Source organism: Chitinophaga varians, from assembly GCF_014529945.1.
GTDB lineage: Bacteria > Bacteroidota > Bacteroidia > Chitinophagales > Chitinophagaceae > Chitinophaga > Chitinophaga varians.
Genome location: NZ_JACVFB010000002.1, coordinates 804,394 through 829,858 on the forward strand (window position 1 = coordinate 804,394; position 25,465 = coordinate 829,858).

Annotated in this window: 26 protein-coding genes; 11 read left to right on the top strand and 15 right to left on the bottom strand. The window is 49.2% G+C overall.

All coding sequences use genetic code 11. The annotated features are described in order from the left end of the window. The first annotated feature begins 214 nt into the window (after positions 1-214). From ICL55_RS11110 to ICL55_RS11130, 5 genes are all read left to right on the top strand, one after another. A complete protein-coding gene (locus ICL55_RS11110; protein ID WP_188097011.1) occupies positions 215-1,642 on the top strand; it encodes a sensor histidine kinase in 1,428 nt (475 codons plus the stop codon). A gap of 143 nt (positions 1,643-1,785) precedes the next feature. Continuing rightward, the gene (locus ICL55_RS11115) at positions 1,786-2,472 is read left to right on the top strand and encodes a response regulator transcription factor (RefSeq protein WP_188097012.1); all 687 of its coding nucleotides are present in this window, start codon (positions 1,786-1,788) and stop codon (positions 2,470-2,472) included. A 24-nt stretch (positions 2,473-2,496) separates the two neighbouring features. Next, positions 2,497-3,525, top strand: coding sequence for a phenylalanine--tRNA ligase subunit alpha (gene pheS / locus ICL55_RS11120; protein WP_188097014.1), 1,029 nt, complete (start codon positions 2,497-2,499; stop codon positions 3,523-3,525). Positions 3,526-3,648: 123 nt separating this feature from the next. Then, entirely contained in the window at positions 3,649-4,497 is an 849-nt protein-coding gene (locus ICL55_RS11125; RefSeq protein WP_188097016.1) for a 3-hydroxyacyl-CoA dehydrogenase family protein, read from the top strand. Positions 4,498-4,587: 90 nt separating this feature from the next. Further along, the gene (locus ICL55_RS11130) at positions 4,588-5,565 is read left to right on the top strand and encodes an NAD-dependent epimerase/dehydratase family protein (protein ID WP_188097018.1); all 978 of its coding nucleotides are present in this window, start codon (positions 4,588-4,590) and stop codon (positions 5,563-5,565) included. A 4-nt stretch (positions 5,566-5,569) separates the two neighbouring features. Here the strand turns inward: ICL55_RS11130 and ICL55_RS11135 are convergent, their stop codons facing one another. The 14 genes from ICL55_RS11135 to ICL55_RS11200 all read right to left on the bottom strand — a co-directional run bounded on the left by ICL55_RS11135 (position 5,570) and on the right by ICL55_RS11200 (position 19,656). Next, complete coding sequence (locus ICL55_RS11135) at positions 5,570-6,253, bottom strand: hypothetical protein (RefSeq protein ID WP_188097021.1); 684 nt, start codon at positions 6,251-6,253, stop codon at positions 5,570-5,572. Between the two features lie 91 nt (positions 6,254-6,344). Further along, positions 6,345-7,289 carry a UDP-3-O-(3-hydroxymyristoyl)glucosamine N-acyltransferase gene (locus ICL55_RS11140; RefSeq protein ID WP_188097023.1) on the bottom strand — a complete coding sequence of 315 codons (945 nt, stop codon included), beginning with the start codon at positions 7,287-7,289 and terminating at the stop codon, positions 6,345-6,347. Positions 7,290-7,751: 462 nt separating this feature from the next. Next, positions 7,752-9,110, bottom strand: a complete 1,359-nt coding sequence (gene hemN, locus ICL55_RS11145) for an oxygen-independent coproporphyrinogen III oxidase (protein WP_223151415.1) — start codon at positions 9,108-9,110, stop codon at positions 7,752-7,754. 5 nt (positions 9,111-9,115) lie between these two features. Next, positions 9,116-9,823 (bottom strand): sulfite exporter TauE/SafE family protein, encoded by a 708-nt coding sequence (locus ICL55_RS11150; protein WP_188097026.1) that lies wholly within the window; start codon positions 9,821-9,823, stop codon positions 9,116-9,118. Between the two features lie 6 nt (positions 9,824-9,829). Next, positions 9,830-10,267, bottom strand: coding sequence for a FixH family protein (locus tag ICL55_RS11155; RefSeq protein WP_188097028.1), 438 nt, complete (start codon positions 10,265-10,267; stop codon positions 9,830-9,832). 27 nt (positions 10,268-10,294) lie between these two features. After that, positions 10,295-11,683, bottom strand: coding sequence for a cytochrome c oxidase accessory protein CcoG (gene ccoG / locus ICL55_RS11160; protein WP_188097030.1), 1,389 nt, complete (start codon positions 11,681-11,683; stop codon positions 10,295-10,297). A 4-nt stretch (positions 11,684-11,687) separates the two neighbouring features. After that, positions 11,688-12,764, bottom strand: coding sequence for a cbb3-type cytochrome c oxidase N-terminal domain-containing protein (locus tag ICL55_RS11165; RefSeq protein ID WP_188097032.1), 1,077 nt, complete (start codon positions 12,762-12,764; stop codon positions 11,688-11,690). Between the two features lie 9 nt (positions 12,765-12,773). Continuing rightward, the gene (locus tag ICL55_RS11170) at positions 12,774-12,953 is read right to left on the bottom strand and encodes a CcoQ/FixQ family Cbb3-type cytochrome c oxidase assembly chaperone (RefSeq protein WP_168808603.1); all 180 of its coding nucleotides are present in this window, start codon (positions 12,951-12,953) and stop codon (positions 12,774-12,776) included. 21 nt (positions 12,954-12,974) lie between these two features. Beyond that, on the bottom strand, positions 12,975-15,143 hold the full coding sequence (gene ccoN / locus ICL55_RS11175; RefSeq protein ID WP_188097034.1) for a cytochrome-c oxidase, cbb3-type subunit I: 2,169 nt from the start codon (positions 15,141-15,143) through the stop codon (positions 12,975-12,977). Positions 15,144-15,184: 41 nt separating this feature from the next. Beyond that, entirely contained in the window at positions 15,185-15,343 is a 159-nt protein-coding gene (gene ccoS / locus ICL55_RS11180; RefSeq protein ID WP_188097037.1) for a cbb3-type cytochrome oxidase assembly protein CcoS, read from the bottom strand. 7 nt (positions 15,344-15,350) lie between these two features. Continuing rightward, on the bottom strand, positions 15,351-15,680 hold the full coding sequence (locus ICL55_RS11185; protein ID WP_188097039.1) for a cupin domain-containing protein: 330 nt from the start codon (positions 15,678-15,680) through the stop codon (positions 15,351-15,353). A 154-nt stretch (positions 15,681-15,834) separates the two neighbouring features. Continuing rightward, positions 15,835-18,267 (bottom strand): heavy metal translocating P-type ATPase, encoded by a 2,433-nt coding sequence (locus tag ICL55_RS11190; RefSeq protein WP_188097041.1) that lies wholly within the window; start codon positions 18,265-18,267, stop codon positions 15,835-15,837. A 2-nt stretch (positions 18,268-18,269) separates the two neighbouring features. Further along, positions 18,270-18,824, bottom strand: a complete 555-nt coding sequence (locus tag ICL55_RS11195) for a hypothetical protein (protein ID WP_188097043.1) — start codon at positions 18,822-18,824, stop codon at positions 18,270-18,272. 109 nt (positions 18,825-18,933) lie between these two features. Continuing rightward, on the bottom strand, positions 18,934-19,656 hold the full coding sequence (locus ICL55_RS11200; protein ID WP_246496218.1) for a Crp/Fnr family transcriptional regulator: 723 nt from the start codon (positions 19,654-19,656) through the stop codon (positions 18,934-18,936). A gap of 41 nt (positions 19,657-19,697) precedes the next feature. On the opposite strand from ICL55_RS11200, the gene ICL55_RS11205 reads away from it, so the two are divergent. From ICL55_RS11205 to ICL55_RS11230, 6 genes are all read left to right on the top strand, one after another. Continuing rightward, complete coding sequence (locus ICL55_RS11205) at positions 19,698-20,294, top strand: pseudouridine synthase (RefSeq protein ID WP_188097045.1); 597 nt, start codon at positions 19,698-19,700, stop codon at positions 20,292-20,294. Between the two features lie 177 nt (positions 20,295-20,471). Then, positions 20,472-21,347 (top strand): YicC/YloC family endoribonuclease, encoded by an 876-nt coding sequence (locus ICL55_RS11210; protein ID WP_188097047.1) that lies wholly within the window; start codon positions 20,472-20,474, stop codon positions 21,345-21,347. Between the two features lie 17 nt (positions 21,348-21,364). Further along, the gene (locus ICL55_RS11215; protein ID WP_188097049.1) at positions 21,365-21,853 is read left to right on the top strand and encodes a gliding motility lipoprotein GldH; all 489 of its coding nucleotides are present in this window, start codon (positions 21,365-21,367) and stop codon (positions 21,851-21,853) included. Then, entirely contained in the window at positions 21,853-22,869 is a 1,017-nt protein-coding gene (locus ICL55_RS11220; RefSeq protein ID WP_188097051.1) for a sensor histidine kinase, read from the top strand. Before ICL55_RS11215 ends, ICL55_RS11220 begins: the two co-directional genes overlap by 1 nt. A 62-nt stretch (positions 22,870-22,931) precedes the next feature. Continuing rightward, on the top strand, positions 22,932-23,642 hold the full coding sequence (locus tag ICL55_RS11225; RefSeq protein WP_078669614.1) for a response regulator transcription factor: 711 nt from the start codon (positions 22,932-22,934) through the stop codon (positions 23,640-23,642). Between the two features lie 209 nt (positions 23,643-23,851). Continuing rightward, positions 23,852-24,664 (top strand): sensor histidine kinase, encoded by an 813-nt coding sequence (locus tag ICL55_RS11230; protein ID WP_343067771.1) that lies wholly within the window; start codon positions 23,852-23,854, stop codon positions 24,662-24,664. A gap of 8 nt (positions 24,665-24,672) precedes the next feature. Here the strand turns inward: ICL55_RS11230 and ICL55_RS11235 are convergent, their stop codons facing one another. After that, the gene (locus tag ICL55_RS11235) at positions 24,673-25,464 is read right to left on the bottom strand and encodes a tetratricopeptide repeat protein (RefSeq protein WP_188097056.1); all 792 of its coding nucleotides are present in this window, start codon (positions 25,462-25,464) and stop codon (positions 24,673-24,675) included. Position 25,465: the final 1 nt, after the last annotated feature.

Sequence of the window (25,465 nt, forward strand, 5' to 3'; positions counted from 1 at the left end):
AATGATTCGGGATATACCTTTCATGGTTGCTGATTTTATCAACAAAAATCCCGCTTCCCGGCCTCTTTTTGCGTTAAAAACCTTTATTTACTGTTATTTACTGTTAAAGATTATCTACCAGCGTTAAATAGGCTTATCTACTGTTAATTATTGTTAAGGATTTCGCCCCTTTAGCGCCGGAATGGATAGTTTTGTAACGATATAAATATGATTGATGCGGCAAAGAATCCGAAACATCCTTATCCTCATGTGCAGCTGTATTCTGGGAATCTTCCTTTTCCAGGGATATTGGGTGTACAATTCCTATCGCATCCGGCAGGAACAGTTCAGCAAGGAAATCAATGATGCCTTGCGGACAGCGGTATTTAATAAACAGTTCTCCGATGTGCACCGGCAGTTCCCGGACATGCGCAGCTATCGTTATTACAACAGGACAAAAGACAGCGGCCGTATGGTGATGGTGCGGGTAGACCGGCACCGGTGGCATCCGGGCGACAAGCCGCCAGGGCCTCCTCCACCGGATAGCCTCAAAGGAGACGTAAACGTTCGCTACTATGTTGATACGCTCGCCCGCCAGATCTCCGAAATCCTGATCGCCAATAATAACCATAACGACAGCGCCAATCTCAAAAAACTGGACTCCATCTTCCGTGCTGAATTACATAACCGCCAGATAGCCACCCCGTACAAACTGGATACCTTCCACCTGAGCTACAGTGGTTTTGAAAGAGAGAGCTTCCGCGACAGCATCCGCAAAAGAGAGCCGCGACAAACCTCCAAGATACCTTTTAATCCTGCCAGCAATCTGTTTGTGCAGGCCAGCTTCGAGTCTCCGCTGCAGTTTATTCTGCAGAAGATGCTCTGGACACTGGTCAGCTCCCTGGCACTATTGGTGCTGACGGTATTGTGTTTTGTGTATATGCTCCGTACCATCCTCAAACAAAAAAAGCTGTCAGAGGTGAAGAACGACTTTATCAACAACATGACCCATGAACTGAAAACACCGATAGCAACCGTGTCTGCGGCAGTAGAGGCATTACAGAACTTCAATGCACTGAACGACCAGCGTAAAACGCAGACTTACCTGGATATATCCAAAAATGAGCTGCAACGCCTGTCAGACCTCGTGGAAAAAGTACTGCATATCGCTGCGGAAGAGAAAGAAGACTTCGACTTGTTCAGAGAGGAAACAGACCTGAACGAAGTGATTGATAACATCCTGACGAACCATCAGCTGAAAGCCACTAAGATGCTGCAGGTGCGGTACGACAACAAGTTGACCCGTCCTACTGTTTATGTGGACAAGACCCACCTGTCTAACGCCATCAATAACCTCGTGGACAATGCCATCAAGTATTCCGGGGAGCAGGTACAGCTGTATATCCGCTGCAGCGAAGAAAACGGGATGCTGAAGATAAAGGTGAGGGACAACGGCATCGGTATCCCACGGGCTTATCAGGAGAATATCTTTGATAAGTTTTTCCGGGTACCTACCGGCGATCTGCATAATGTGAAAGGGTTTGGGCTGGGGCTGAGTTATGTGAAGAAGATCGTGGAAATGCATGGTGGCACCATCCGGGTGCATAGCGAACCTGACAAGGGGACAGAATTTACCATCAATATCCCGTTGTCCCAGGGCTGAAGCCCTGGGTTGCAATGAGAGGAAGTTGCTTTGTCAGGAGTGTTTCGTTATTGATAGGCTGAAGGCATCCCTGGTGCGCTGTTCCTGATAAACATACATACAACGTAGCCCGGGGCTTTAGCTCTGGGAACAAAAAAAATGATATGGCAAAAGTATTATTAATAGAAGACGAATGGCAGCTAGGCCAGATTGTTAAAGACAGCCTGGAAACCCGTGGATTTGAGATGTTGTATGCAGAAGACGGTAAGGAAGGACTGCGCCTGTATCAGCAGGAGCGGCCCGATGTGGTGGTATTGGACATCATGATGCCGAATATGGACGGCTTTACGGTTACGGCAGAGATCAGAAAGCAGGATAAATTCACCCCCATCATCTTCCTGACGGCTAAATCGCAGACAGCAGACGTGGTCAAAGGGTTTGAGCTGGGGGGCAACGATTACCTCAAAAAGCCGTTCAGCATGGACGAGTTGATCGTACGGATCAAAGCGTTGCTGAAGCGCTTCAGCGACCATCCGGCCGTGAAGGAGATGGAAGAAGGTTCTGTGGTGATTGGCCAGTATGTTTTCAACTATGCCAAGCAGACCCTGAGCCGTAACAATGCCACCGAGTTCCTCTCCCACCGGGAAGCCGAGATCCTGCGCCGGCTGTATGACAACAAAAATGAGGTGATGGAGCGGAAGGCCGTGCTGATGGACCTCTGGGGCGATGATAACTTCTTCAATGCCCGCAGTATGGACGTTTTTATCACCAAGTTACGGCGCTATCTGAAGGACGACACCCGCGTCCAGATCGTTAATATTCGTGGGGTTGGTTATAAGCTGATATTTTAGCATTATCGCTTATCTTTGTTGTTTATGGAACAGTTAGTACAGCAAATAGCAGCCTATAAACAGGAAATAGCGGCTTTTACGCCTGCCAATGCGGCCGATCTGGAGCAGTACCGGATAAAATTTCTGGGTACCAAAGGTCTTGTGAAGGCCCTCTTCGGAGAAATGAAACAGGTCCCCAACGATCGCAAGAAAGAGTTTGGACAGATCCTGAACGAATTTAAGCAGCTGGCAGAAGCCCGCTATGAAGAGTTTACAGCGCTGAAAGAAGCTGCTGGCGACAATCATCAGGATGTTGACTATACGATGCCACAGGCCCCTCACCGGCTGGGTACCCGCCATCCTATCAGCCTGGTGCGGAACAAAATCATCCGCATCTTCGAACGGCTGGGCTTCACGATCGCAGAAGGCCCGGAAATCGAAGATGACTGGCATAACTTCACCGCGCTGAATCTCCCGGAAAATCACCCTGCACGTGATATGCAGGATACTTTCTTTATCAGCAAAAATCCTGACTGGCTGCTGCGTACCCAAACATCCTCTGCTCAGGTAAGGGTGATGGAAGAAGGCAAACTGCCTATCCGCATCATCAGCCCGGGAAGGGTATACCGTAACGAAACAATTTCTGCCCGTGCGCACTGCTTCTTCCATCAGGTAGAAGGACTGTATATCGACGAAAACGTTTCTTTTGCCGATCTCAAACAGACGCTCTATCACTTTGTGAAAGAGTTCTTCGGCGAAAATACCGGTATCCGTTTCCGTCCCTCCTACTTCCCGTTCACAGAGCCCAGCGCTGAGATGGACATCTCCTGCTTTATCTGTGGCGGCACCGGCTGTTCTGTATGTAAACACACCGGTTGGGTAGAAATCCTCGGTTGCGGCATGGTACATCCCAAAGTACTGGCCAACTGCGGTATTGATCCGGAGAAATACACCGGTTTCGCTTTCGGTATGGGTATCGAACGTATTACCATGCTGAAATACCAGATCAAAGACCTGCGCCTGTTTTCTGAAAACGATACCCGTTTCCTCGGACAATTTGAAGGAACGGTTTAGAATATTGGCTTATTTAGCTATTTTTTTATTTAAAATGCAGCGGAGATCACCGAAACAAAGTATGATCATCGCTGCATTTTAAATGATGGAATGATTAGATAACTATATGAAAAAAATTCCCTGATGAAACACTCTATTGCTGTATGCGGCGCTGGTACCATGGGTGCCGGTATAGCCCAGGTAGCGGCTTCCAGTGGTTACAAGACGGTCCTGTTTGATATCCGCCCAGAAGGGCTGGAAAGAGCGCAGGCACAGATCACCAAAAGCCTTGCCACTGCGGTGGAAAAAGGGCGGCTTAAAGCAGAAGAGAAGGATGCCATCCTTGAACGGCTTACTTTTATCAGCGATATAAACCTTTGTGTGGCGGATGTGATCATCGAAGCGATTGTGGAGGATATGGCGGCTAAAACATCCCTGTTCAGCCAACTGGCTCCCATTAACGGAGAAGATACCATCTTTGCGTCGAACACCTCTTCCCTGTCTGTTTCCACGCTCGCAGCCACGCTTCCTCATCCTCAACGGGTGGCCGGCATGCACTTCTTTAATCCCGCTCATCTGATGAAGCTGGTGGAGGTAGTGAGCGGTGAACAAACATCTCCTGAAACAGCCAATCGTGTTTATGAGCTGGCGAAGTCGATGGGTAAAGTGCCGGTAAGCGTAAAAGATTCTCCCGGGTTTATTGTGAACCGGGTAGCCCGGCATTACTATCTGGAGGCGATGTTGCTGGCCGAACAGCGGGTAGCTGATTTCAGCACCATTGATCAGCTGCTGGAAAATGCTGGTTTTCGGATGGGGCCTTTTGCACTGATGGACCTCATCGGTAATGATATTAATCTGGCCGTGACCCGGTCGCTGTACGATGCCTTTCAGCAAGCGCCCCGCTTCAGGCCCAATGCCCTGCAGGAACAGCGTGTAGAGGATGGAAGGCTGGGCCGTAAAACGGGCCTCGGCTTCTACCGGTATGAGCAGTAAACTTTAACAGTTATAAAATCCGGAGAATCGCTCAAATCACGGAAATCATTAGTTAATTTTGGGCCTCTATAAGTAAACGAATTAGTCTTCATGATTTTAGTCACCGGCGGAACAGGTTTTTTAGGCAGTTATTTGATTCGGTCATTGGTCGCAGCAGGTAAACCTGTGAGAGCCCTTTACCGCAAAGCCCCTTCTCCCCGGTTGCAGGACCTTTCCGGAAAGATCGAATGGGTACAGGGTGATATCCTGGACGTAGGAGCACTGGAAGACGCCATGCAGGGCGTTACCCAGGTGTATCACTGTGCCGCTGTGGTGTCTTTTCAGCCAGGCCATGCTGCCAATCTCATGAAGATCAATGTAGAAGGTACGGCCAACGTGGTGAATATGGCGTTGGATGCCGGGGTGGAAAAGCTGTTGTATGTAAGCTCGGTAGCTGCCATTGGCAGAGCGAGGGAACAGGCGGCCATTGATGAAGATTGTGAATGGGAAGAGAGCCCCAATAATTCCCGTTACAGCATCAGTAAGTTCCAGGGTGAGATGGAAGTGTGGAGAGGCATCGCTGAAGGGCTGGATGCCGTGATTGTAAACCCATCGATCATACTGGGCGCCGGCTTCTGGGACGAAGGTTCCGGTACTTTACTGAAGAATGCCTGGAAAGAATTTCCTTATTATACCGAAGGCGTGAACGGGTTTGTTGATGTGCTGGATGTGGTAAAAGCCATGATCCTGCTGATGGACAGCTCCGTGAGCGGCGAACGTTTCATCCTGTCGGCCGACAACTGGGGATACCGGCAGTTATTTACCACGATGGCCGATGCATTGGGTAAAAAGCCACCACATATCGCCGCCAAACCCTGGATGGCGGAAGTCGTGTGGCGGCTCGAAAAAATTAAGGGGTTGCTGACCGGCAAACATCCGGTAGTGACCAAAGAAACGGCGCGTACGGCACAGCTGAAGGTGTACTACGACAACCAGAAAATACGGACCGCGCTGCCGGCATTCAACTTCCGTCCGCTGGAAGAAACCATCCGGGAAATAGCTACCGCTTTCCTGGCATCCCGCAACTGATATTTTATCTCAATAACAACGCGCCAATAGCTGCTGCCAGCGTTTTGGCCGTTTCTGCCGGAGCTTCTTTGCTGACCCATACACGAGGCTTTTCACCGGGGATAACTGCTGCTACCGGCTGCCCGCGATACTGAAATTCAAAACACACTTTTTCGTACGAATTGACCTTGCCGTAACGGTTATGTGCCGTAATGCGGATATCTGTGTCTGCACATCGGAGAATACCGGCTGGTTTATTGTTGTTCAGCTCCAGATAACCGGGTGATTTTAATATCATTTCCCAGCGTTTCAGCGGCTCATTTTTGGTCCCGTTGATCAGGGTGTACGAAAGGGTCGTACTACCATCAAGGTCTTTTAAAACGGCCGGTAAATCGCGATTGCTGAAGGCGATCCGGGTGGTGTTCATCGTTTGTACCAGGATGTGTTCATCATTACCGTTGACGTAGAAGTTAAAAGGGGTCTTGGGATCTTTGATGAAGCTGCCCATGGTTTCGGCCACGCCATTTTTACGGGAGGAGGTAGTATACAGCCCGAAGGAAATGGTTTTGGCGGAAAGCCAGCCATCGTTCACCTTTACCGGCCATTCCTGTGCCTGGCTGTACAGGTTGTTCGCCGGAGCAGAGGTAGTGGGTTGTTTGGCAGTAGTACAGGACAGGAGAAAGAGAAAGGGAAACAGTAGCTTTTTCATGAATGACGAATTACGGATTACGAATGACGAATTGACGGTTACGAAGAGGAAAACCCCCATTCGCCATCCGTAATTCATCATTCGTAATTAATTAAAGGGATTTTACTTTGTCCCAGATTTCAGGGATACGTTTTACCCAGCCGAGCTCTCTTCTTTTTTCACTCGCTACTTCTGCCGGGTAACCGAAATATACTTTACCGCCTTCGAGGCTGCTGGGTACACCGCTTTGCGCCAATACCACTGCACCTTTACCGATGGTGAGGTCTTTGTTGACGCCTACCTGTCCCCACAGAATGACGTTGTCTTCGATATGTGCTTTACCGGCAATACCAACCTGGGCAGCAATGAGACAGTTTTTGTCTATTACGGTACCGTGACCGATGTGGATCATGTTGTCCAGTTTAGTGCCCCGGCCGATGATGGTATCACCACTTACACCTTTGTCGATAGTGCAGCCGGCGCCTATTTCCACATCATCTTCGATGATCACCCGGCCACAGCTTACCAGCTTGTCGTATATCACCTCTCTGTCGGCTCTTTTCTTAAAGTAAAACGCGTCTGCACCGAGTACCGTGCCGGCATGAATGATCACATTGTCACCGATAACAGCGTGGTCATAAATCGTTACGTTAGGATGTATCAGACAGTTGCGACCGATGCGCACATGATTGCCAATGAATACGTTAGGTTGTATGATGGTACCTTCACCGATCACGGCTGAATCACTGATTGCTTTGGTTGCTGGTTCAAATGGACGGAAGCGGTTCACCAGTTTTACATATGCACTGAATGGATCTTCCAGTACTAACAGCGCCTTGCCTTCAGGGCATTCCACTTTTTTGTTGATGATGATGATGGTCGCGGCAGATTGCAGACTGGCGTTATAGTATTTTTCAAAGTCTACAAAAGATATATCCCCTGGTGTTACCTTATGTATTTCATTGAGGCCGGTAGCCATCAGCTGGCTGTTGCCTACCAGCTCTGCGCCTATGAATGCAGCGATTTCCGTTACTGCAACGGGTGCTTCAAACTTCATATGATCTGAGTTATTGAATAATGTTTAAGTGCAACAAAGGTAGTAAATCGGGGAAAGCAATAAACAAAATATGGAGGGGGTAATAACGATAACCGGAAAGTTTCAGACTGCTGTTATCCACAATTATTTTAGTAGTGTGAATAAAATTTTTTGTAAATTTTTTCTTTTGTCATGAAATTCTTTTTAATATTGTGTAGGGAATTTTGTTTCCCTGTACTTACTAACCCATTCACATAATAAGAAAGTCTGATTGTTCCAACGGTCAGACTTTTTTTATTGCCGCTGAAACCCTTTGTCAGCAAGTGTTACAGCCGACGACTATTTTTTTCCTCTTTACTTGTTCTTCTTCACATCATCCTTTTACGGGTCATTTTATCTCCTGCTCCCCCATCTCCGGAAAAAGACAAAAGGGAGCAAAAACACGATTAAGTATCCTTTGCTCCCCATTTTTTCCCGATGAAGTTATATGGCTTTGCTGAACAACTGGCTTTCGGGCAGTTTTCTCCACAACCTGGCATCAAATGCCATACAGATATTGCGGATAAAAGGGCGTCCTTTTGCAGTCACCACTACACTGTTCTTCACTACTTCCACCAGTCCGTCTCTCTCCAGCTCCTGCAGGCGCTGAAGCCCTTCTGTCACTGCATCACATTGTGTGTCCGCCTTACGCCAGCTCGTTTCAAAAGTGCACATCAGATCACGGATATGTCCTTTCAGCAACTGGTCTTCCTCATTGAGGATATGTCCGCGGACGATGGGGAATTCCCCGGTAGCTACCCGCTGTTGATAAGCGGCTACCTGCTTCTCATTTTGTACATAGCCATCGCCGTTATCTCCGATGGAAGAAGCGCCTAATCCCACCAGCAATGCTGTATGGGAAACCGTGTATCCCATGAAGTTACGATGCAGTTCTCCTTTCTCTGCGGAAACAAACAGCTCATCTCCCGGCAGCGCAAAATGGTCCATACCGATCTCCGTATAACCACGTTTTGCAAAAAGCATTTTGCCGAGTTCATACAACCGTCTTTTCTCTTCGTCTTTCGGCAAATCGGCTTCCGTGTAACGGCGTTGTCCCACTCCTTTTATCCAGGGAACATGGGCGTAGCTATAAAAAGAGATCCTGTCGGGCCTTAACAACATCACCTTGTCGATAGTGTCCTGCATACCGCAGGTGGTCTGCAACGGGAGGCCATATATCAGGTCGAAATTGATCGCCGTGAAGCCGGTTTTTCTGGCGTGTTCCACCACTTGGGCCACCATCTCGAAAGGTTGTAGCCGGTTGATGATTTCCTGTACCCTTGGATCAAAGTCCTGTATGCCAAGGCTGACACGACGGAAGCCGAGATCGTATAACGTCTGCAAATGGGCAGGCGTGGTATTGCCCGGATGTCCTTCGAAGCCAAGGGAAGCATCCGGCAGTAATTCCGCATGCTGATAGATACCCTGCAGCAGCATGGTGAGGTTTTCCGGACTAAAAAAGGTAGGGGTGCCACCACCGAGGTGTATCTCCCGGATGCGGGGCTTGCCTTCAAAAGCGGCCACGTACATCTCCCATTCTTGCAGCACTGCCTGTATGTAGGGCACCTCTACGGCATGATTGACCGTAATGTGTTTGTTGCAGCCACAATAGGTGCAAAGTTTTTCACAGAACGGCAGGTGGATGTAAATACTAATACCGTCTTTGTTGTTGGTAGCCTGGAATGCTTTTTTCAGCAACGTCTTCCATGCCTGCAGGTTAAATGTGTTCTCATCCCAGTAAGGCACTGTTGGATAACTGGTGTACCGGGGAGCTGCGATATTGTATTTGCGGATAAGGTCCATGATCATTAAGGTTTATGACAACAACGTTCTACCACTTTTTCACTGTGGGCAGACATCACAGGGCTGATATAGGGTATGCCGAGGTTGAGGCCCCGCAGAATAAGCAGGATGCCCATTATACCTACAGCAAAAGGGATGAGTGAACGTATGCGGTTGCGTACTCCGATGCTCACCAGGTGGCTGAACCAGGTGACGGTCATCATCGCCGGCAGGGTACCTGCACCAAAAGCGGCCATAAAAAGACTGCCTTTCCAGGTGGCGCCGGTAGCCACCGCACCCGCGATAGCCAGGTATACCAGACCGCAGGGAAGCAGACCGTTCAGCACACCAATGCCGTAGAGGGTACTAAACCGCTGCTGACGCAATAATGCACCCAGCGCTGATTTTATTTTAGAGAGATAGATCCCCGGGAGATGACCACCTTTTGACCGGTATATGCCGGTATATTGCAGCAGTACGATCAACAACAGGAGGATACCGATACCGATAGACAGCCATTGCTGTAATCCGCCGAGGTACAATTGCCGGCCCACCCAGCCAAAGATCATTCCCAGCAAGGCATAAGTGGTGATACGGCCGGCATTGTACAGCAGGACGCCTGCCAGCTTCTTCGCTCCTTCGAGGTGTTGCACCGGTAGCGTAAGCGCTATCGGGCCACACATACCGATGCAGTGAAAGCTGCCCAGGAAACCGAGAATAAGTGCGCCTATCATGACTGGTTAGTTAATGTGAAAGCTCTCTTCCTGATAAAATGGTTTGCCGCCATTTTCCCACTGCACCTTTACGAGGTAATTGCCTTTGCGGAACAGCTGGCGATTGATCACCAGCATACCGTCGCTGTTGAGCTGCAAGGGCATTTCCACATCCATGCCGGCATCAGAAGGACGGTAAAATTTTATCTTACCGGTGATACCGGTACCGTGCAGTTCCTGTGGAAAGCTAACGGCAATACCTTCTGACTGCTGAGATATCATTACCGGAGATGAGAGCGTGCCGGCATTCTTTTTCCCGTCCAGTACCTGCTGATATTTCAGTTCCTCTGCGTAATAATCCTTGGTGACCATGTCTATTTTAGTGCGCATGCTTTTGGTGACCAGCGTCAGGATGCCGATCGCAAAAAGAACAAACACGATGATGATTTTATGTCCCCAGTTCATGATGGTATGATTTAAATGATATAAAGTTTATTGTACAGGCCCCAGGAAGGTGGTGCGCATGCGGATAATCCGTTTATCGCCTTCATAAAGACCGATATAAAGGGTGGATTTCCGGTTATGCAGCGCCTTTTTCGGTACGATGATAAAGAACGTGCCTTCTCCCTGTCCTTCTGCTTTTACGGTGATGGTACTTTTACCCACTACTTCCACATGTCCCGGTTCATCTTCCAGCTTCAGCTGTAGGGGTATTTCAGCAGTGGTTTTATTGATCAGTTTAATACGGTAGAGGTTTGAGATACTGTCGGTGCCCCGTTCCTGGTATAGCATGCCAGCGGTGCGCATAATGGTACCACTGACAGGTTTGCGGCTGGCGAGCATAAACACAATAGCGCTGAGCAGCAGGGTGAGGATACCGGTGTAGATACGCAGCCTTGGTGTAAAACGGAGCGGCGCTTTCTGCGCAATGCCGTTTTCGGAAGCATAACGTATCAGTCCGCGGGGGCGACCGGTTTTGTCCATCATATGATCGCAGGCATCGATGCAGGCGGTGCAGTTCACACATTCCAGCTGGGTGCCGTTGCGGATGTCGATGCCGGTGGGACAAACTTTCACACACTGGGCGCAATCGATACAATCACCGATGGCCCGGGAATCATCTTTGCGGAATTTTCCGCGGGGTTCTCCCCTTTCGTAGTCGTAGGCTACGAGGATGGAGTTTTTATCCAGTAATACGCCCTGTAAGCGGCCATAAGGACAAACAATGGTGCATATCTGTTCACGCATGAAGGCGAACACGCCATAGAACACACCGGAGAACACCAGGATGGCGATAAAGCCGCCGGTATGTTCAGACAAAGGTGCTGTAATGATCTTGCCGAGTGTTTTGGCGCTGATGATATAAGCCAGGAATATATTGGCGATCAGAAAAGACAGCGCATAGAAAACGAGGTGTTTGGCGGTTTTACGAACGATTTTATTGGTGTTCCATGGTTGTTTGGCCAGCATACGCTGCGCAGCGGCATCTCCTTCAATCCAGTATTCTATCCGGCGGAAGAGCATCTCCATGAAGATGGTCTGCGGGCACATCCATCCGCAGAAAAGCCGGCCAAAGGCCATGGTGAATAATACAATAAAGAGGATGAAGGCCAGCATGGCCAGACCAAAGATAAAGAAGTCCTGAGGCCAGAAAATAGCACCGAACAGGATGAATTTGCCTTCTACTACATTGAGAAGGAATAAAGGCCTGCCATTTATGGATATAAACGGCAGGCTGAAAAAAACACTAAAATAAAAGATGCTGAGGAAGCTCCGGATATTATAGTAGCGTCCTTTCGGCTGCTGCGCGAATATCCAGTTGCGCTTTCCCTGCTTATCAACTGTGGCTAAACTATCTCTGAACGTATTGCTATCGGCCATGACTTTATTCTTTTGCTCCTTGTGGTTCTTTTGGATTGGGCGGGTTGCTGCCGTGGATGGATTTCACGAAGCTGGCCAGCTGGGCCAGTTGTTTCGGTGAGAAATCTTCCTGCCATGCTTTCATCCCTTTGTCGGGCACACCGTACTTGATGGTTTTAAATACTTCGTTGATTTTACCGCCATGCAGCCAGTAGTCGTCGGTGAGGTTGGGGCCTACCACGCCTTGTCCCTGAGGACCGTGGCACGGCGCGCAACTGGCGACGAAAATCTTTCCGCCTGCCGCGAGATCATCCGCGTTGTCCATCATTTTCACGTTGTTTTCATCAATATTGTTGGCGGCATTTTTCAGGTATTCCGCTTTGGCGATGGCGGCTTTCTCTTCCGACATGGCCAGCTCCTGGAGCTGATTAGGGGCTGAGTGGGATATTTCCGTGCGCCAGAAATATACTACGCCGAAACAGATGCTGAAGATAAAGCCCCACTTCCACCAGGGCGGTGTGGGATTGTTCAGCTCATGGATTCCATCGAAATCATGGCCCATGTCTTCTTCTGTTTCGGTCGCAGCATCCAGGGTCCTGGTGTTGTTAATTCTCTCCAGCCAGGAGATCCGTGGTTTGGCCGGATCTGCTGCGTGCGCTGCTGCCCTGCGTTTGCTTTTACTTTTGATGCCGGCCAGAAAGCGCAGCACAAAAAGCAGGGAGATGATCACCGCGATTTCCAGCACAACAATGGAAACTAACAGGTATAGGGAGGACTGTGATAATGGCGTGTAATAAGCGGATGGCTCCGGCGCCACGCTGGTAGCGTTTGCCGGCAGACTGGCTGCCAGGGTAAGCGTTACCAGGATGAGGATGGCCGGAAGTTTGGCCGCTTCCCTTTTCATTCTTTCACGATACAGGTCCATCGCGCCTACCACCGCATTGCCCAGGATGGCGATCACCAGTACCAGCCCGATGATAACCGTCAGCAGCACCAGCGCTACCGGATCTTTCAGTTCGGACGGTGGCTTTGGACCGTTGGCCAGCGCGGACAGACTGCATAACAAGCTGCCGCTGAGTGTATATAATAGCTTCCTTTTCATATATATCGTTTATAGGCTTTGGGTTTCATCATTATCTAAAGGGATGCGGCTGATCTGGTCCACCATGTTACGGTCTGCCCGGAACGCCCAGAAGGCGGCAAAAACAAAGAAGATGGAGAAGATCAGCAGAGAAGCCATCGGGTAGATGCTGACACCGGCAATTGATTCCAGATAATTAATGAACTTCATGATCCTGTGTTTTTATGTTGACTAAAAATCGTTTTTGGTAGTGCTTCCGGTGCTGGCATCCGCGGTAGCGGGCTTTTCTGCCGGCGCCATTTTAATGTCTTTACCCATCCGTTGCAGATAAGCGATCAACGCTACAATTTCACGGTCTGCTTTTACAGGCAGTTTGTCTTTCTCCAGGGCGGCAGCAATGCTGTTGGCCTGTTTATCCAGATCTGCGAGGGCCTGTTTTTCATAACCATCTGCATAAGGCACACCCAGTTTGCGCATCACGTTGATCATCGCGGGTGTTTTGCTTCTGTCGATGCGTTCTTCAAACAGCCAGGGATACGGCGGCATGATAGAGCCGGGAGACATAGACGTTGGGTCCAGCATGTGGTTATAGTGCCAGCTGTCAGGATATTTACCTCCTATTCTGGCCAGGTCCGGACCGGTGCGTTTGGACCCCCACTGGAACGGGTGATCGTAGATAAATTCGCCTGCTTTGGAGTATTCACCATAACGGGCCACCTCATCACGGAAAGGACGGATCATCTGGGAGTGACAGGTATAACAGCCCTCACGGATATAGATATCACGGCCGTGCAGTTCCAGCGGTGTATATGGTTTCACGCTGCTGATAGTAGGGATATTGCTGCGCACAAGGAAGGTCGGCACCATTTCGAGGATACCTCCTACCGCTACCACCACGAGGCTGAATACCACCAGTTGAATGGGGCGACGTTCAATCCAGTTGTGCCAGTGTGCTTTACCGTGAGTAGGGATCACTTTCGGCAGCGGTGCTGCTTCGGCTGCTTCATCGGCCACAAAAGCACCGCGGCGGATAGTTTTGTACAGGTTCACCACCATGAGCACCAGACCACTTACATACAGCAGGCCACCAAAGGCGCGCAGGGCGTACATGGGAACGATGGTCGTTACGGTTTCGAGGAACTGGTATTTCAGTTGTCCTTCTTCGGTAAACTGTTTCCACATCATGCTCTGGGTGAAGGCAGCCCAGTACAGCGGTATTACGTAGAAGATGATGCCGAGCGTACCAATCCAGAAGTGGGTGTTGGCCCATTTGCGGGAGTACAGCTGTGTAGAGAAGATGCGCGGGATCATCCAATAGAGGATACCGAAAGTCAGGAATCCGTTCCAGCCGAGCGCGCCAACGTGTACGTGTGCGATGGTCCAGTCGGTATAGTGGCTGATAGCGTTCACATTTTTGAGAGACAGCATCGGCCCTTCGAAAGTGGCCATACCATAGCAGGTAAGCGCTACCACAAAGAATTTGAGGATGGCGTCTTCCCTTACACGGTCCCATGCGCCGCGCAGCGTAAGCAGGCCGTTGAGCATACCACCCCAGGAAGGTGCTATCAGCATTACGCTGAACACGGTGCCGAGGGACTGCGCCCATTCAGGCAGTGCGGTGTACAGCAGGTGGTGAGGACCAGCCCATATATAGATAAATATCAGTGACCAGAAGTGGATGATAGACCAGCGATAGGAATATACCGGCCTGTTGGCCGCTTTAGGTACAAAATAGTACATAAGGCCGAGGTAAGGCGTGGTGAGGAAGAAAGCCACCGCATTGTGGCCATACCACCATTGTACCAGTGCGTCCTGTACGCCGGCATACCAGCTATAGCTTTTAAACAGCGACATCGGATACTCGAAAGAGTTGATAATGTGCAACATCGCGATGGCTACCCAGGTGCCGATATAGAACCAGATGGCCACGTACAGGTGAGATTCGCGGCGACGAAGGATAGTGCCCAGCATGTTGGCGCCAAATACCACCCATATAACGGTGATGGCTATATCAAATGGCCATTCCAGTTCCGCATATTCCTTGCCGGTAGTGTATCCCAGGAAAAGCGTCACTGCGCCACCGGCGATGATCGCCTGCCATCCCCAGAAGTGGATCTTGCTCAGCAGATCGCTGAACATACGGGCTTTACATAACCGTTGCAGCGAGTAGTAAACACCCATGAAAATGCCATTACCTACGAAGGCGAAAATCACGGCGTTGGTGTGAACGGGCCTGAGACGCCCGAAGGTAGTAGGGGCGAAACCCAGGTTAAGCTCCGGCATTACCAGCGTAAGGGCTGCCCAGAGCCCTGCCAGCATACCGATCAGCCCCCAGAACATACAAGCGTAGGCAAACCATTTTACCGTGCGGTTGTCGTAATAAAATTTTTCGAGAGACATAGTGCTGTTTATTGTTGCTTAAATAGATGGCTTGTTCGCGTTTATTCGTTGGTGTTATCTTTCTTATCTTCGAAGAGAATACGGTGTGCAGGAGAGAAATCATCTTCAAACTGTCCGTTCTTTACCGACCAGATGAAGGCGGCCAGGAAGCCTGCTGCTACTGCGAGGCTGGCGCCAAGTAAAAGAATAATTACGCTCATAACAGTATTATTTTACCAGTAAAAACCGGGTTGTTTCCAAAGCTTGCAAGGCATGTTTCTCGTTGGCACCGAATGTCAGCACATCACCTGTTTCAAGCACCGTTACTTCGTCTTTCAGCATAAAAGCCACTTTCCCTTCCAGTATCACTACCATGGCGTCTACAGGTGAAACATGCGGAGGGATCTGATGTCCCTGTTGCATGATGATGAGGGTCGCTTCTGTTCTTCTGCTTTTCAGCAACAACCGGCTGGTTACTTTTCCGGTTCCCTCTTCCTGTAAAACATTCATGGTCTTCATCAGCATAAAATCATGGTGTGTGCAAATCAGACAAAGCATAGATCGCCCGTTATGCACAGGCAGCCTTGCTTTCAGGCTGCCCGTACATCCATTTCAATCGGGCTTTAATACTGGCGCTTTTAAGATTTCACGGTGTGTATGTTGTGTTGATAGCAAAGGTAGCAGCAACCGTGAGGCACTGCAATGATATTGCTCAATCAGGAATATGATTTTTGTCAGACATTTCTCCTGATGCTTTGCCCGCAAGCTTTTTGCCCTGCCATTCGCTGAGCAGGAAAGTCATCAGCACGATGCTGATAGAACTGGCGGGCATTAATATCGCGGCCACCAGCGGAGAGAGGATCCCTTGTACGGCGAAGTAAAGGCCGGTAATGTTGTAGGCAAGGGAGAGAATGAAACTGGCCAGGATAATGCGTTTGTTGGCTTTGCACAGCTGGACAAAAGATAACAATAACGGCAGTTGTCTGGCTTCGAGGATGCCGTCGCTGGCGGGTGTAAAGTTGTTGCTGTCTTCTGTGAGGGAGATGCCGATATCGCTTTGCTTCAGCGCGCCGGCGTCATTGAGCCCGTCCCCTATCATCATTACTTTTTTACCCTGTTGTTGCAGAGAGATGATATAAGCCAGTTTATCCGCTGGTTTTTGTTCAAACAGTAAAGTGGCCTCATGGCCCATGAGCCTGCGCAGGTTCATGGCTTCCCGGTCATTGTCGCCAGACAGCACTGACATCGGATACTGTGGCTGCAACTGTTTCAGCAACGGCCGGATACCGCTGCGGTAATTATTATGAATGGTGAACAGTCCCGTCACCTTATTGTTGACAGACAGGTATACAATACTGCCATCTATTTCTTCTTTGCGGTAAGCGCCGGTAAATTCAGCGTTGCCCAGCCGGAGGAAATTGCCTTCTACCCAACCGGATACCCCTTTGCCGGGGATATCGCGGAATTCTCCTACAGGCATAAACGTATGCGTATTGCAATACGCGGCAACAGCTTTGCTGAGCGGGTGGGTGGACTGTGTGGCGAGACTGGCGATCATGCTCTCCTGAAAAGGACTGAGCGTATCACCATAATATTTGACGTCGCTGCCGGTTTTGCCGGTGAGTGTACCGGTTTTGTCGAACACAATGTGCGTGGTATTGGCCAGATTCTCGATAGCCTGGGCATTGCGGAGATAGAGCTGATGCCTGCTCAGGATACGAAGTATATGTCCGTTGGTAAAAGAAGAGGCCAGCAATAACGCACAGGGACAGGCGATGATCAGGATGGCGGTAACGGCAGGCCATATACGGGACGGATCGTGCAATGCCCAGTAGGTGGCGCTTAATGCAGCAATGAGCAACACTACCCAGGTGAAGTTGCGTCCCAGCAGATGCACAAAAGACACGTGTTTTTCTTCTTTGTTCTTCAGCTCATCGCGGTTCCATAGACTGGTAAGATAACTTTGTGCAACTTCCTTGATCGTCAGGATTTCGATGTTGCCTTCCAGTTGCCGGCCACCGGCGTAGATGATCTCTCCCATGGATTTATTAACGGGCGTGGCTTCTCCGGTGACGAAACTGTAGTCGATCAGCGCTTTCCCCCTCACGATGATGCCGTCTGCGGGCACCAGTTCATTGTTGTGGATAAGCAGGGTATCTCCTGTTTTAATATCGGGCAAGGCGGTGGGTATCTCTTTTTCGTCTCGTATAACGCTGACGGCTATAGGGAAATACGCGGTATAGTCCCGGTCGAAAGACAGGCCCTGATAGGTTTTGTCCTGCAGGATACGGCCTATCAGCATAAAAAACACGATGCCGGACATGGAATCAAAATACCCGGCCTGACCCTGTGTTACGTCCACTACGCTGCGGATGAAAGTAACAACGATGGCGAGCACAATGGGCACGTCGATATTCAGGAATCCGTGTTTGAGGCCACTCCAGGCAGATTTGAAGAACACCTGTGCGCTGTAGAAAAATACCGGTAACGCCAGTACGAGATTGATGTACTGAAAAAGCCGGTTCATGCCGGCATCGGTGTGGCCGCTGCCCGTAAAATATTCCGGAAAACTGAGCAGCATGATATTGCCAAAACAGAACCCCGCTACGCCCAGTTGATAGATAAGATTACGTTTGATACCGGGCTTTTTATGCTGAAGGTCCTGCAAGCTGATGTAGGGCTCATAACCAATAGCAGTAAGCACTTCCGCCACGTGCCGCAGGGAGGTTTGTGTTTCGGAGAAAATTATCAGCGCTTCTTTCTTTGTAAAGTTGACGGTTACACGTTGTATGCCTTTATCGAGCCGGTGGAGGTTTTCCAACAGCCAGAGGCAGGAGCTGCAATGTATATGCGGGATATAGAAACTGACATGCGTTTGGTTTTCGTCTCTGAATTGAATCAGCTGTTGTTGTATTTTTTCATCTTCCAGGAAGGCGAATTTATCTTTTCTGACAGTAATACGTTGATTTACACCAGGTTTGTCGTTCAGGTTATAATACTCGCACATGTCGTACTGGTTTAGTATCTCGTAGACCAGTTTACAGCCTTCGCAGCAGAAAGTTTTATCCTGAATGGTGATGTCCTGGTGGTGGCAATCTTCCCCGCAGTGGTAGCAGGTTACTTGTACGTCAGAATAGGTAGCCATGATTAGTCGATGCTTACGGTGTTAAGAATTTCATCCTGATGGATAATGATGGTGTTGGCAGGCAGTACGGCCGGGTACAGGATGTTTTGTGCGATATAGTGCCACTGTTGCAGCAGTTGCTCAACGGTGTATATGTCACTGAGGCATATTTTATAAGCGGGGCTCCAGTGGCCTTGCAGCAGGTAGTTGCCGGTTACCTGGCGTAGTTTCTGAAGCAGCAGCATAATTTTTTCGAACGATAGCCTGATGCTGTCATAGGCCGTGGGTTTCAGGCTTTTGCGGCCTTTCTTATGGATGGTGGCATTCCGAATGACCGGGAAGATGAGCGTGGTTTCCTTGCGCATCAGTTGTGATACTTCGGTTTGCATTTTACCAAACAGCAGTTGCTGGAGATCTGCGGTGGCCGGGGCAGTTGGGTCGTCCTGCCTTTCCAGGTTAAACCAGGCCATAACTTCTTCCGCGGTACGTTCTATGGGTTGATGGAACTTGCTGGCTATCACGTCGCAGAGTGCGGCGGGTGTCAGTTCGTGAAAGTTAATAATAGCATATGGATGCATGGATGGATGGTATTTTTGATGTTACAAAAGTACCGGTACCCCCATCCCTGTGGAATGATATGTATCAAGTCTGCGTATGATATTTGTCAGTACCTGGCTGAAACGGCGGCTAGTCCTGAAGGTTGGCGGTTTTAACGATTTGCTGGAGATCGAGGAGGCGTATTTTTTTACCTTCCAGTTCTATCATGCCGTCTTTTTTGAATTCGGACAGCAGGCGGATAGCGGATTCGGTAGCGGTGCCTACGAGGTTGGCGATTTCTTCGCGGGAGAGGCGGACGCTGAGGGTATGGCCATCTTCTTCCACGCCGTAGGTTTCTTTGATGAAGAGCAGGGTTTCTGCGAGTCTTTCCCGCACCGGTTTCTGGGCGAGGTGGGTGATTTTAAGCTCGGCTTTGCGCAGTTCGCTGGAGAGAATGCGCATCATTTCAAAAGAAAGCGAGGCATCTTTCTGCAGGATGCTCATAAAAAGGTCTTTTGGTACGAAGCAGATGGAAGAATCTTCCAATGCGGTGGCGGTGGCGGTATAGCGCTCGTTGCTGAGCAGTGCTTTATACCCCATGATATCACCGGCTTTTACCAGGCGGATGATTTGTTCGCGACCATCATCGCCGCTGTGGGAGAGCTTTATTTTCCCGTCGTTGATACAGTAGACACCAAAAGGATAGGCGCCTTCGTGGAAGATCACCTGGCCTTTTTTGTAGACGGAGCATACTTTGGCCTGGTCAATCTGTTCCAGATTGCACTGTTCCGCCTTGCAGAAAACGGAGGAAAAACGGTCCTTGCAATGTTGGCAAGCAGGATTTTGTATTGTGCTACCCATATCAATCTGCAAAAGTACTAATTTACAGCTCCTTAACCAAAGCAAATGCGGTCGTGTCGTTAAATTATTATGTAATTTATAAACCATATGAGGTGCTGTCCCGGTTTACCCCGGAAGGGAACAAATCCTGCCTGGCAGATTACTTTAAAGTGCCCCGGGACGTGTATCCGGTGGGGCGGTTGGACTATGACAGCGAGGGGCTGTTGTTGTTGACAAATGACAAGTCGTTGAATAACAGGCTGCTAATGCCGCAATATGCGCATGAACGGGAATACTGGGTGCAGGTAGACGGGGCGGTGACGAATACGGCCGTGCATCAGTTGAAGGAGGGGGTAGATATTACGGTTGACGGAAAGATATATCATACGAAACCCTGTTTTGCCGAGATTTTTTCTGAAGAACCTTTTCTGCCACCGCGCAACCCTCCTATCCGTTTCCGCAAGAATATTCCGGCGCCCTGGTTGCGGCTGATATTACAGGAAGGAAAGAACAGACAGGTGCGTAAGATGACAGCCGCCACCGGCTTTCCTACGTTGAGGCTTGTCCGTTACCGGATGGAAGAAATCACCATAGAAGGCATGCAACCCGGAGAGATGGTTCAGTTGAGCCGCAATACCGTTTATAAAAAACTCCGCCTGCAGGTATCCTGATTTGAAGGGATTTGATTATTTTAATGTTCCCGGGGCTCAAGTCCCGGGCTAAGATGTTGAATGCGGATTTATCTCCATTTCCCCTGCGCGTTGGCTGTGGGAAATATCAAATAACCACTTGTCAATATTAGCAAATCCACAAATTTTAACTAGGTTTGTTGCCTACAAATATCTATTATGCTGAAATCAATGACTGGCTTCGGAAGGGCAGAAAGCGCGAGAGGCGAAACAAGTATCGTGGTGGAAATCAAATCGCTGAATGGAAAGCAATTTGAGGTGAACCTGAAAATATCGCCCCTGTTAAAGCCCTACGAGTTTGACATCCGTTCGCTGATGCAACAAACGCTGCAACGCGGGACACTGGATGTCAGCATCAACATTCGTCAGAATGGTGCTACGCGGCCGGTTGTGATTAACACAGACCTGGCCAAATATTATTACCAGTCTATCACGATGCTGGCCAACCAGCTGGAGCTGCCACAGGGCGACATGCTGAATGTGTTGATGAAGCTGCCGGAAGTGGTAACCCCATCCACCGACCAGTTAACGCCGGAAGAGTGGAAGGATGTGGAAGACACGCTGAGGGAAGCACTTACTGATCTGGATATCCATCGTCAGGATGAAGGTCAGATGCTGAAGACAGACCTGCAAACACGCATTGATAATATCGAACAATATTCATTGAAGGTCCGCGAACTGGACCCGCTCCGGAAAGACCGTATCCGTCAGCGCCTGGAAGGCCTGCTGGCAGAGCATGTAGGGAAAGAGAACGTGGACGGCAACAGGCTGGAACAGGAACTGATTTTTTATCTGGAAAAACTGGATATCTCTGAAGAACTGTCCCGTCTGGAAAACCATCTCCGTTACTTCCGTGAGATCCTGAAAGATGAAGATCCGGCCAAAGGAAAAAAACTGGGCTTTGTGTTGCAGGAAATCGGCCGTGAAATCAATACCACCGGTTCTAAAGCCAACGACGCCGGTATCCAGCAGTGGGTAGTACTGATGAAAGATGAACTGGAGAAAGCCAAAGAACAAGTATTAAACGTTTTATAGTAAGGCGTATACCATATATGAAAAGACTATTTGGGGTAACCGCAGGTTTACTTTTACTGGCTGCAGCCTGCAAGCCGATTAAAATGGATGCCTACGAAAAAAACCTGGAGATACCGGGACATGACTGGGCTTACGGCTACCAACCTGCTTTCGATGTGAACATCCTGCCGGAAGATACTGCTACCCTGTTTGATATTTATGTGAATGTACGCCATAGTGATGCCTATCCCTACAGCAATATGTGGCTGCTGATAGGTACCAAATATCCGAATGACAGTATTCCCAAAGAACAAAGGGTAGAACTACCGCTGGCAGATATCAACGGTAAGTGGCATGGCAACGGTATCGATGATATTTTTGAACACCGGGTCCTCATCCAGCAGAAAGCCCTCTTCAACAAACCAGGCACCTATCATTTTACATTTGAGCAAAACATGCGGCAAAACCCGCTCCCCCATGTAATGAATATAGGTCTGCGGATAGAGAAAGCCGGCAAACGGCCATGATGAGAAAATTCTTTAATAAAATGCAGGAAGGAAAATCCGTTTCCTTCATTTACCTGCTGGTACTGGCTTACACTATCGTCGCCCTCATCTGGTGGGGCGTGCTGCTGTTCAGACAAAGCGAACAGATCAGTCAGTTCGAGAAACAAAACCTTTCCCTCCGTATCGATAGCCTCGCCCAGCCGGTAGAACATCAGCTGGAGCTTCAACGGATAGAAAAAGACGCTCATATGCGATCTTTTAAATATGTAGGGGAAGGTGCCATTTTTTTAGGAATCATTCTGCTCGGCGCGCTCTTTGTATATAGAGCGGTCTGGAAATACATGAAGCTCAGCCGGCAGCAGCAAAACTTTATGATGGCCGTGACACATGAACTGAAATCACCCATCGCTGCCGCCAAACTGAACCTGGAAACCATCCGCAGACACAGGCTGGATGAGGAAAAGCAGGCCAAGCTGATAGATAATACCATCCGGGAAACCAACCGGCTCGACCAGCTCTGTAACAACATTTTGCTGGCAGCACAGCTGGAAACCCACAACTATAAGCTGTTTAAGGAACCGCTCGACTTCTCCGCCTTATTGGAAGGGAATATCCGGGAGTTGCGCAATCGCATCGCGACACATGTCATAAATGCAGATATTCTGCCACATGTGTGGCTGGAGGGTGACAAGCTGATGTTACAAATCATCCTCAGCAATCTCGTGGAAAATGCGGTGAAATATGCTCCCCGTCAATCCACGATCACCGTACGCCTCTTTGAAGCCGGTCATCGCCTGAAATTACAGGTGTCAGACGAAGGCCCCGGAGTGCCTGATGAGGAAAAGGAACGCATCTTCATGAAATTCTACCGCCTTGGTAATGAAAACACCAGAAAAGCCAAAGGCTCGGGATTAGGACTGTTTCTCACCGCCAAGATCGTTGAACAACACAACGGCCTGATCTGGGTGAAAGACAACCAGCCCACCGGCGCCTGCTTCGAGATAATCTGGCAGGAATATTCCGTGCAAAGAGCGTAAATTAGTTGACGGATTCATGCTTCGGCAAGTCCGTGATTTATAGTCACATCAAACGATAACACATGAAGGAAGCGACCAAAGCATCCATATTACTGGTGGAGGACGAGGAAAACCTCCAGGAGGCGCTTAAGCTCAACCTGGAACTGGAAGGATATGAGGTGACCGCAGTAGACAATGGTACCGCTGCCCTGAAAGCAGTAAAAAACGAATATTTCGATCTCATCATACTGGATATCATGCTGCCGGAAATGGACGGCATTGCTGTTTGCGAAAATATCCGCATCCAGAACAATGAAGTGCCCATTCTTTTCCTGAGCGCCAAAAACAGCAGTGCCGACCGGGTGCTGGGCCTCAAAAAAGGCGGTGATGATTACATGACCAAACCCTTCAATCTCGAAGAGCTGCTGCTCCGCGTAGAGAAGCTGATCGTCAAAAACAAAAAAATTCAGGATAAAGACAGCGTGCCCAATGTGTACCGCTTCGGTAACAACATGATCGATTTTGCCGCACAGGAATGCGTAGGCAAAGATGGTAAACACTATGAGCTGAGCAAGAAAGAAGCCATGCTGCTGAAACTGCTGATCGAAAACAAAGGGGAAGTAGTGACCCGTGAAAAAATACTGCAGGTGGTTTGGGGATATAACGTATACCCCACTACGCGCACCATCGACAACTTCATCCTCAACTTCCGCAAATATTTTGAGGAAGACAGCCGCAACTCCAAGTATTTCCACTCTGTAAGAGGCGTTGGGTACAAGTTTACCGAAGCCTGATCATTCAGCTATTTGGTTATTTGGTCATTTAAAATGTTTAAATATCCAAATAACCAAATGACTGAAGACAAAACCACTTTTCCGCAATTTCTCCCCGCTTGCCTGTAAAAAACTGCCTCCGGATAATTCCCGCTTCCCCAAAGGAGTGTTTTGACCGATATTTATTGGACTGATCAGAAAGACGTTCAACTTTCCTGTAAACCTTAGACGTGGTACAACATTTCATTGAAATAGTTTTTGCTGCGGGATGGCCGTATTGGCTGTTTTTTTTGTTAAGTCTCCTTGCCATTGTAATATTTTTTATCCAACGGGAAAAAAGAATTAAAAGAGCCTCAGCGAAAGAAATAACCATACAACACACCTTAATCAACCTGGAACTCCATGCTTTCCAGGCACATATGGACCCGCATTTTATATTTAACAGCCTCAACGCTATCCATCATTATATCCTTACCACCAGTACGGATATGGCCTCGCTGTACCTCACCCGCTTTGCCCGGCTGATGCGCCTCATGATCAGCAATTTCAACAAGGAATGGGTAACTCTCCAGGAAGATCTGGAAGCGCTGGAACTCTATATACAACTGGAACAACTGCGATTTGATCAGCAGTTTTCTTATCAAGTGAGGATCGTGCAAGACGTAAATTCCCATAGCACCCTCGTTCCCCCTCTGATCATTCAGCCCTATGTACAATACGTGATCTGGCACCGGTTACTGATGCGCCCCGAGAAAACGGGTGGAAGGCTGGTGGTCCATATCGGAAAAGACCACAACCGGCTCTATATTCAATTGGAAGATAATGGCATTCAGGCCAGTGAACTACTGGACGACATCGGAGAGCGGCAGGCCGCCGGCATCGACATCGCCGCTGAACGGCTATATATGATGAGTGAGAAATATCAGATGAAAGCAGGCATTCAGGCGCAGCAGCTGTTTGATGAAACCCGTCGCCCCAATGGCAACCGCCTTACGATCAGTATGGAGCATATGCTGTCGCGGCATATGCCAATGGCCGTGTAAGCCCCAACCTACAGACGCTTAATCCAGGCACAGCTGATCCATCCGGTTTTGCCGTCTGCCAGCGATATTTTACAGTAGTCTTTGGTAGCATCCGCAATATGTACCTTCATGCCTTCCTGCACTTCAAATGCATCTTTACTGTTATCGTCCGGTGCCGTTTTTACCTTGATATTGCTATGTGTGATAATGCCTGACTGATGGTTGTTGGCCACGGCATAGGTGTCTATGGCCATCACCAGGTAGAGTGCAAACAATGCCCCCAGCGCATAATTGCCCCAACGGAGGAATTTGTTTTTCCAGCCGGGGAGGAACGTGTTAAGCATAACGCCGGCAATCACCAGCCAGAAGAAAAGAATACATCCCACGGCCCAGCCATTGGGCTTGTGCAGTTGTTGCAGCTGCCGCCACCATTGCTGGAAGAACACTAACGGCAACTCATCTACGAAGCCGTTCACTTTTTGATTCGCCAGCGCCAGATTATGTTTGGCTGCCTCGTCGCGGGGCGCCAGTTGCAGGGCTTTTTCATAATTGAAGACAGCCTCTCCTGTTTTGCCGGCTTTGTAGTAGGCATTGCCGGCATTGAAATACAGGGCTTTTATGGCGTAGCCTTCGTCTATCAGTTGTTGATAGGCGGCAGCGGCTTCGGTGAATTTGCTTTGTTGATAAAGGCTGTTGGCCGCATCAAATCGTTGTTGCGGGAGTGCCTGCTGCGCCCTGAGGATGCTGCCTGTTAACAGCAGGATGGCCAGTAGCAGGGCTGTTTTAATATTTTTATATCCGGGCATACTACCTTTTCTCATG

Excerpts from the sequence above, each read along its gene's own strand:
- ICL55_RS11165 (WP_188097032.1), bottom strand. The coding sequence starts at position 12,764 with ATGAAAAGGAAGCTATTATATACACTCAGCGGCAGCTTGTTATGCAGT.
- ICL55_RS11210 (WP_188097047.1), top strand. The coding sequence starts at position 20,472 with ATGCTGAAATCAATGACTGGCTTCGGAAGGGCAGAAAGCGCGAGAGGC.
- ccoS (WP_188097037.1), bottom strand. The coding sequence starts at position 15,343 with ATGAGCGTAATTATTCTTTTACTTGGCGCCAGCCTCGCAGTAGCAGCA.
- ICL55_RS11215 (WP_188097049.1), top strand. The coding sequence starts at position 21,365 with ATGAAAAGACTATTTGGGGTAACCGCAGGTTTACTTTTACTGGCTGCA.
- ICL55_RS11130 (WP_188097018.1), top strand. The coding sequence starts at position 4,588 with ATGATTTTAGTCACCGGCGGAACAGGTTTTTTAGGCAGTTATTTGATT.
- pheS (WP_188097014.1), top strand. The coding sequence starts at position 2,497 with ATGGAACAGTTAGTACAGCAAATAGCAGCCTATAAACAGGAAATAGCG.
- ICL55_RS11235 (WP_188097056.1), bottom strand. The coding sequence starts at position 25,464 with ATGAGAAAAGGTAGTATGCCCGGATATAAAAATATTAAAACAGCCCTG.
- ICL55_RS11140 (WP_188097023.1), bottom strand. The coding sequence starts at position 7,289 with ATGAAGTTTGAAGCACCCGTTGCAGTAACGGAAATCGCTGCATTCATA.
- ICL55_RS11110 (WP_188097011.1), top strand. The coding sequence starts at position 215 with ATGCGGCAAAGAATCCGAAACATCCTTATCCTCATGTGCAGCTGTATT.
- ICL55_RS11150 (WP_188097026.1), bottom strand. The coding sequence starts at position 9,823 with ATGATAGGCGCACTTATTCTCGGTTTCCTGGGCAGCTTTCACTGCATC.
- ICL55_RS11185 (WP_188097039.1), bottom strand. The coding sequence starts at position 15,680 with ATGCTTTGTCTGATTTGCACACACCATGATTTTATGCTGATGAAGACC.
- ICL55_RS11190 (WP_188097041.1), bottom strand. The coding sequence starts at position 18,267 with ATGGCTACCTATTCTGACGTACAAGTAACCTGCTACCACTGCGGGGAA.
- ICL55_RS11220 (WP_188097051.1), top strand. The coding sequence starts at position 21,853 with ATGAGAAAATTCTTTAATAAAATGCAGGAAGGAAAATCCGTTTCCTTC.
- ccoG (WP_188097030.1), bottom strand. The coding sequence starts at position 11,683 with ATGGCCGATAGCAATACGTTCAGAGATAGTTTAGCCACAGTTGATAAG.
- ICL55_RS11135 (WP_188097021.1), bottom strand. The coding sequence starts at position 6,253 with ATGAAAAAGCTACTGTTTCCCTTTCTCTTTCTCCTGTCCTGTACTACT.
- ccoN (WP_188097034.1), bottom strand. The coding sequence starts at position 15,143 with ATGTCTCTCGAAAAATTTTATTACGACAACCGCACGGTAAAATGGTTT.
- ICL55_RS11225 (WP_078669614.1), top strand. The coding sequence starts at position 22,932 with ATGAAGGAAGCGACCAAAGCATCCATATTACTGGTGGAGGACGAGGAA.
- hemN (WP_223151415.1), bottom strand. The coding sequence starts at position 9,110 with ATGGACCTTATCCGCAAATACAATATCGCAGCTCCCCGGTACACCAGT.
- ICL55_RS11115 (WP_188097012.1), top strand. The coding sequence starts at position 1,786 with ATGGCAAAAGTATTATTAATAGAAGACGAATGGCAGCTAGGCCAGATT.
- ICL55_RS11155 (WP_188097028.1), bottom strand. The coding sequence starts at position 10,267 with ATGAACTGGGGACATAAAATCATCATCGTGTTTGTTCTTTTTGCGATC.
- ICL55_RS11170 (WP_168808603.1), bottom strand. The coding sequence starts at position 12,953 with ATGAAGTTCATTAATTATCTGGAATCAATTGCCGGTGTCAGCATCTAC.
- ICL55_RS11195 (WP_188097043.1), bottom strand. The coding sequence starts at position 18,824 with ATGCATCCATATGCTATTATTAACTTTCACGAACTGACACCCGCCGCA.
- ICL55_RS11125 (WP_188097016.1), top strand. The coding sequence starts at position 3,649 with ATGAAACACTCTATTGCTGTATGCGGCGCTGGTACCATGGGTGCCGGT.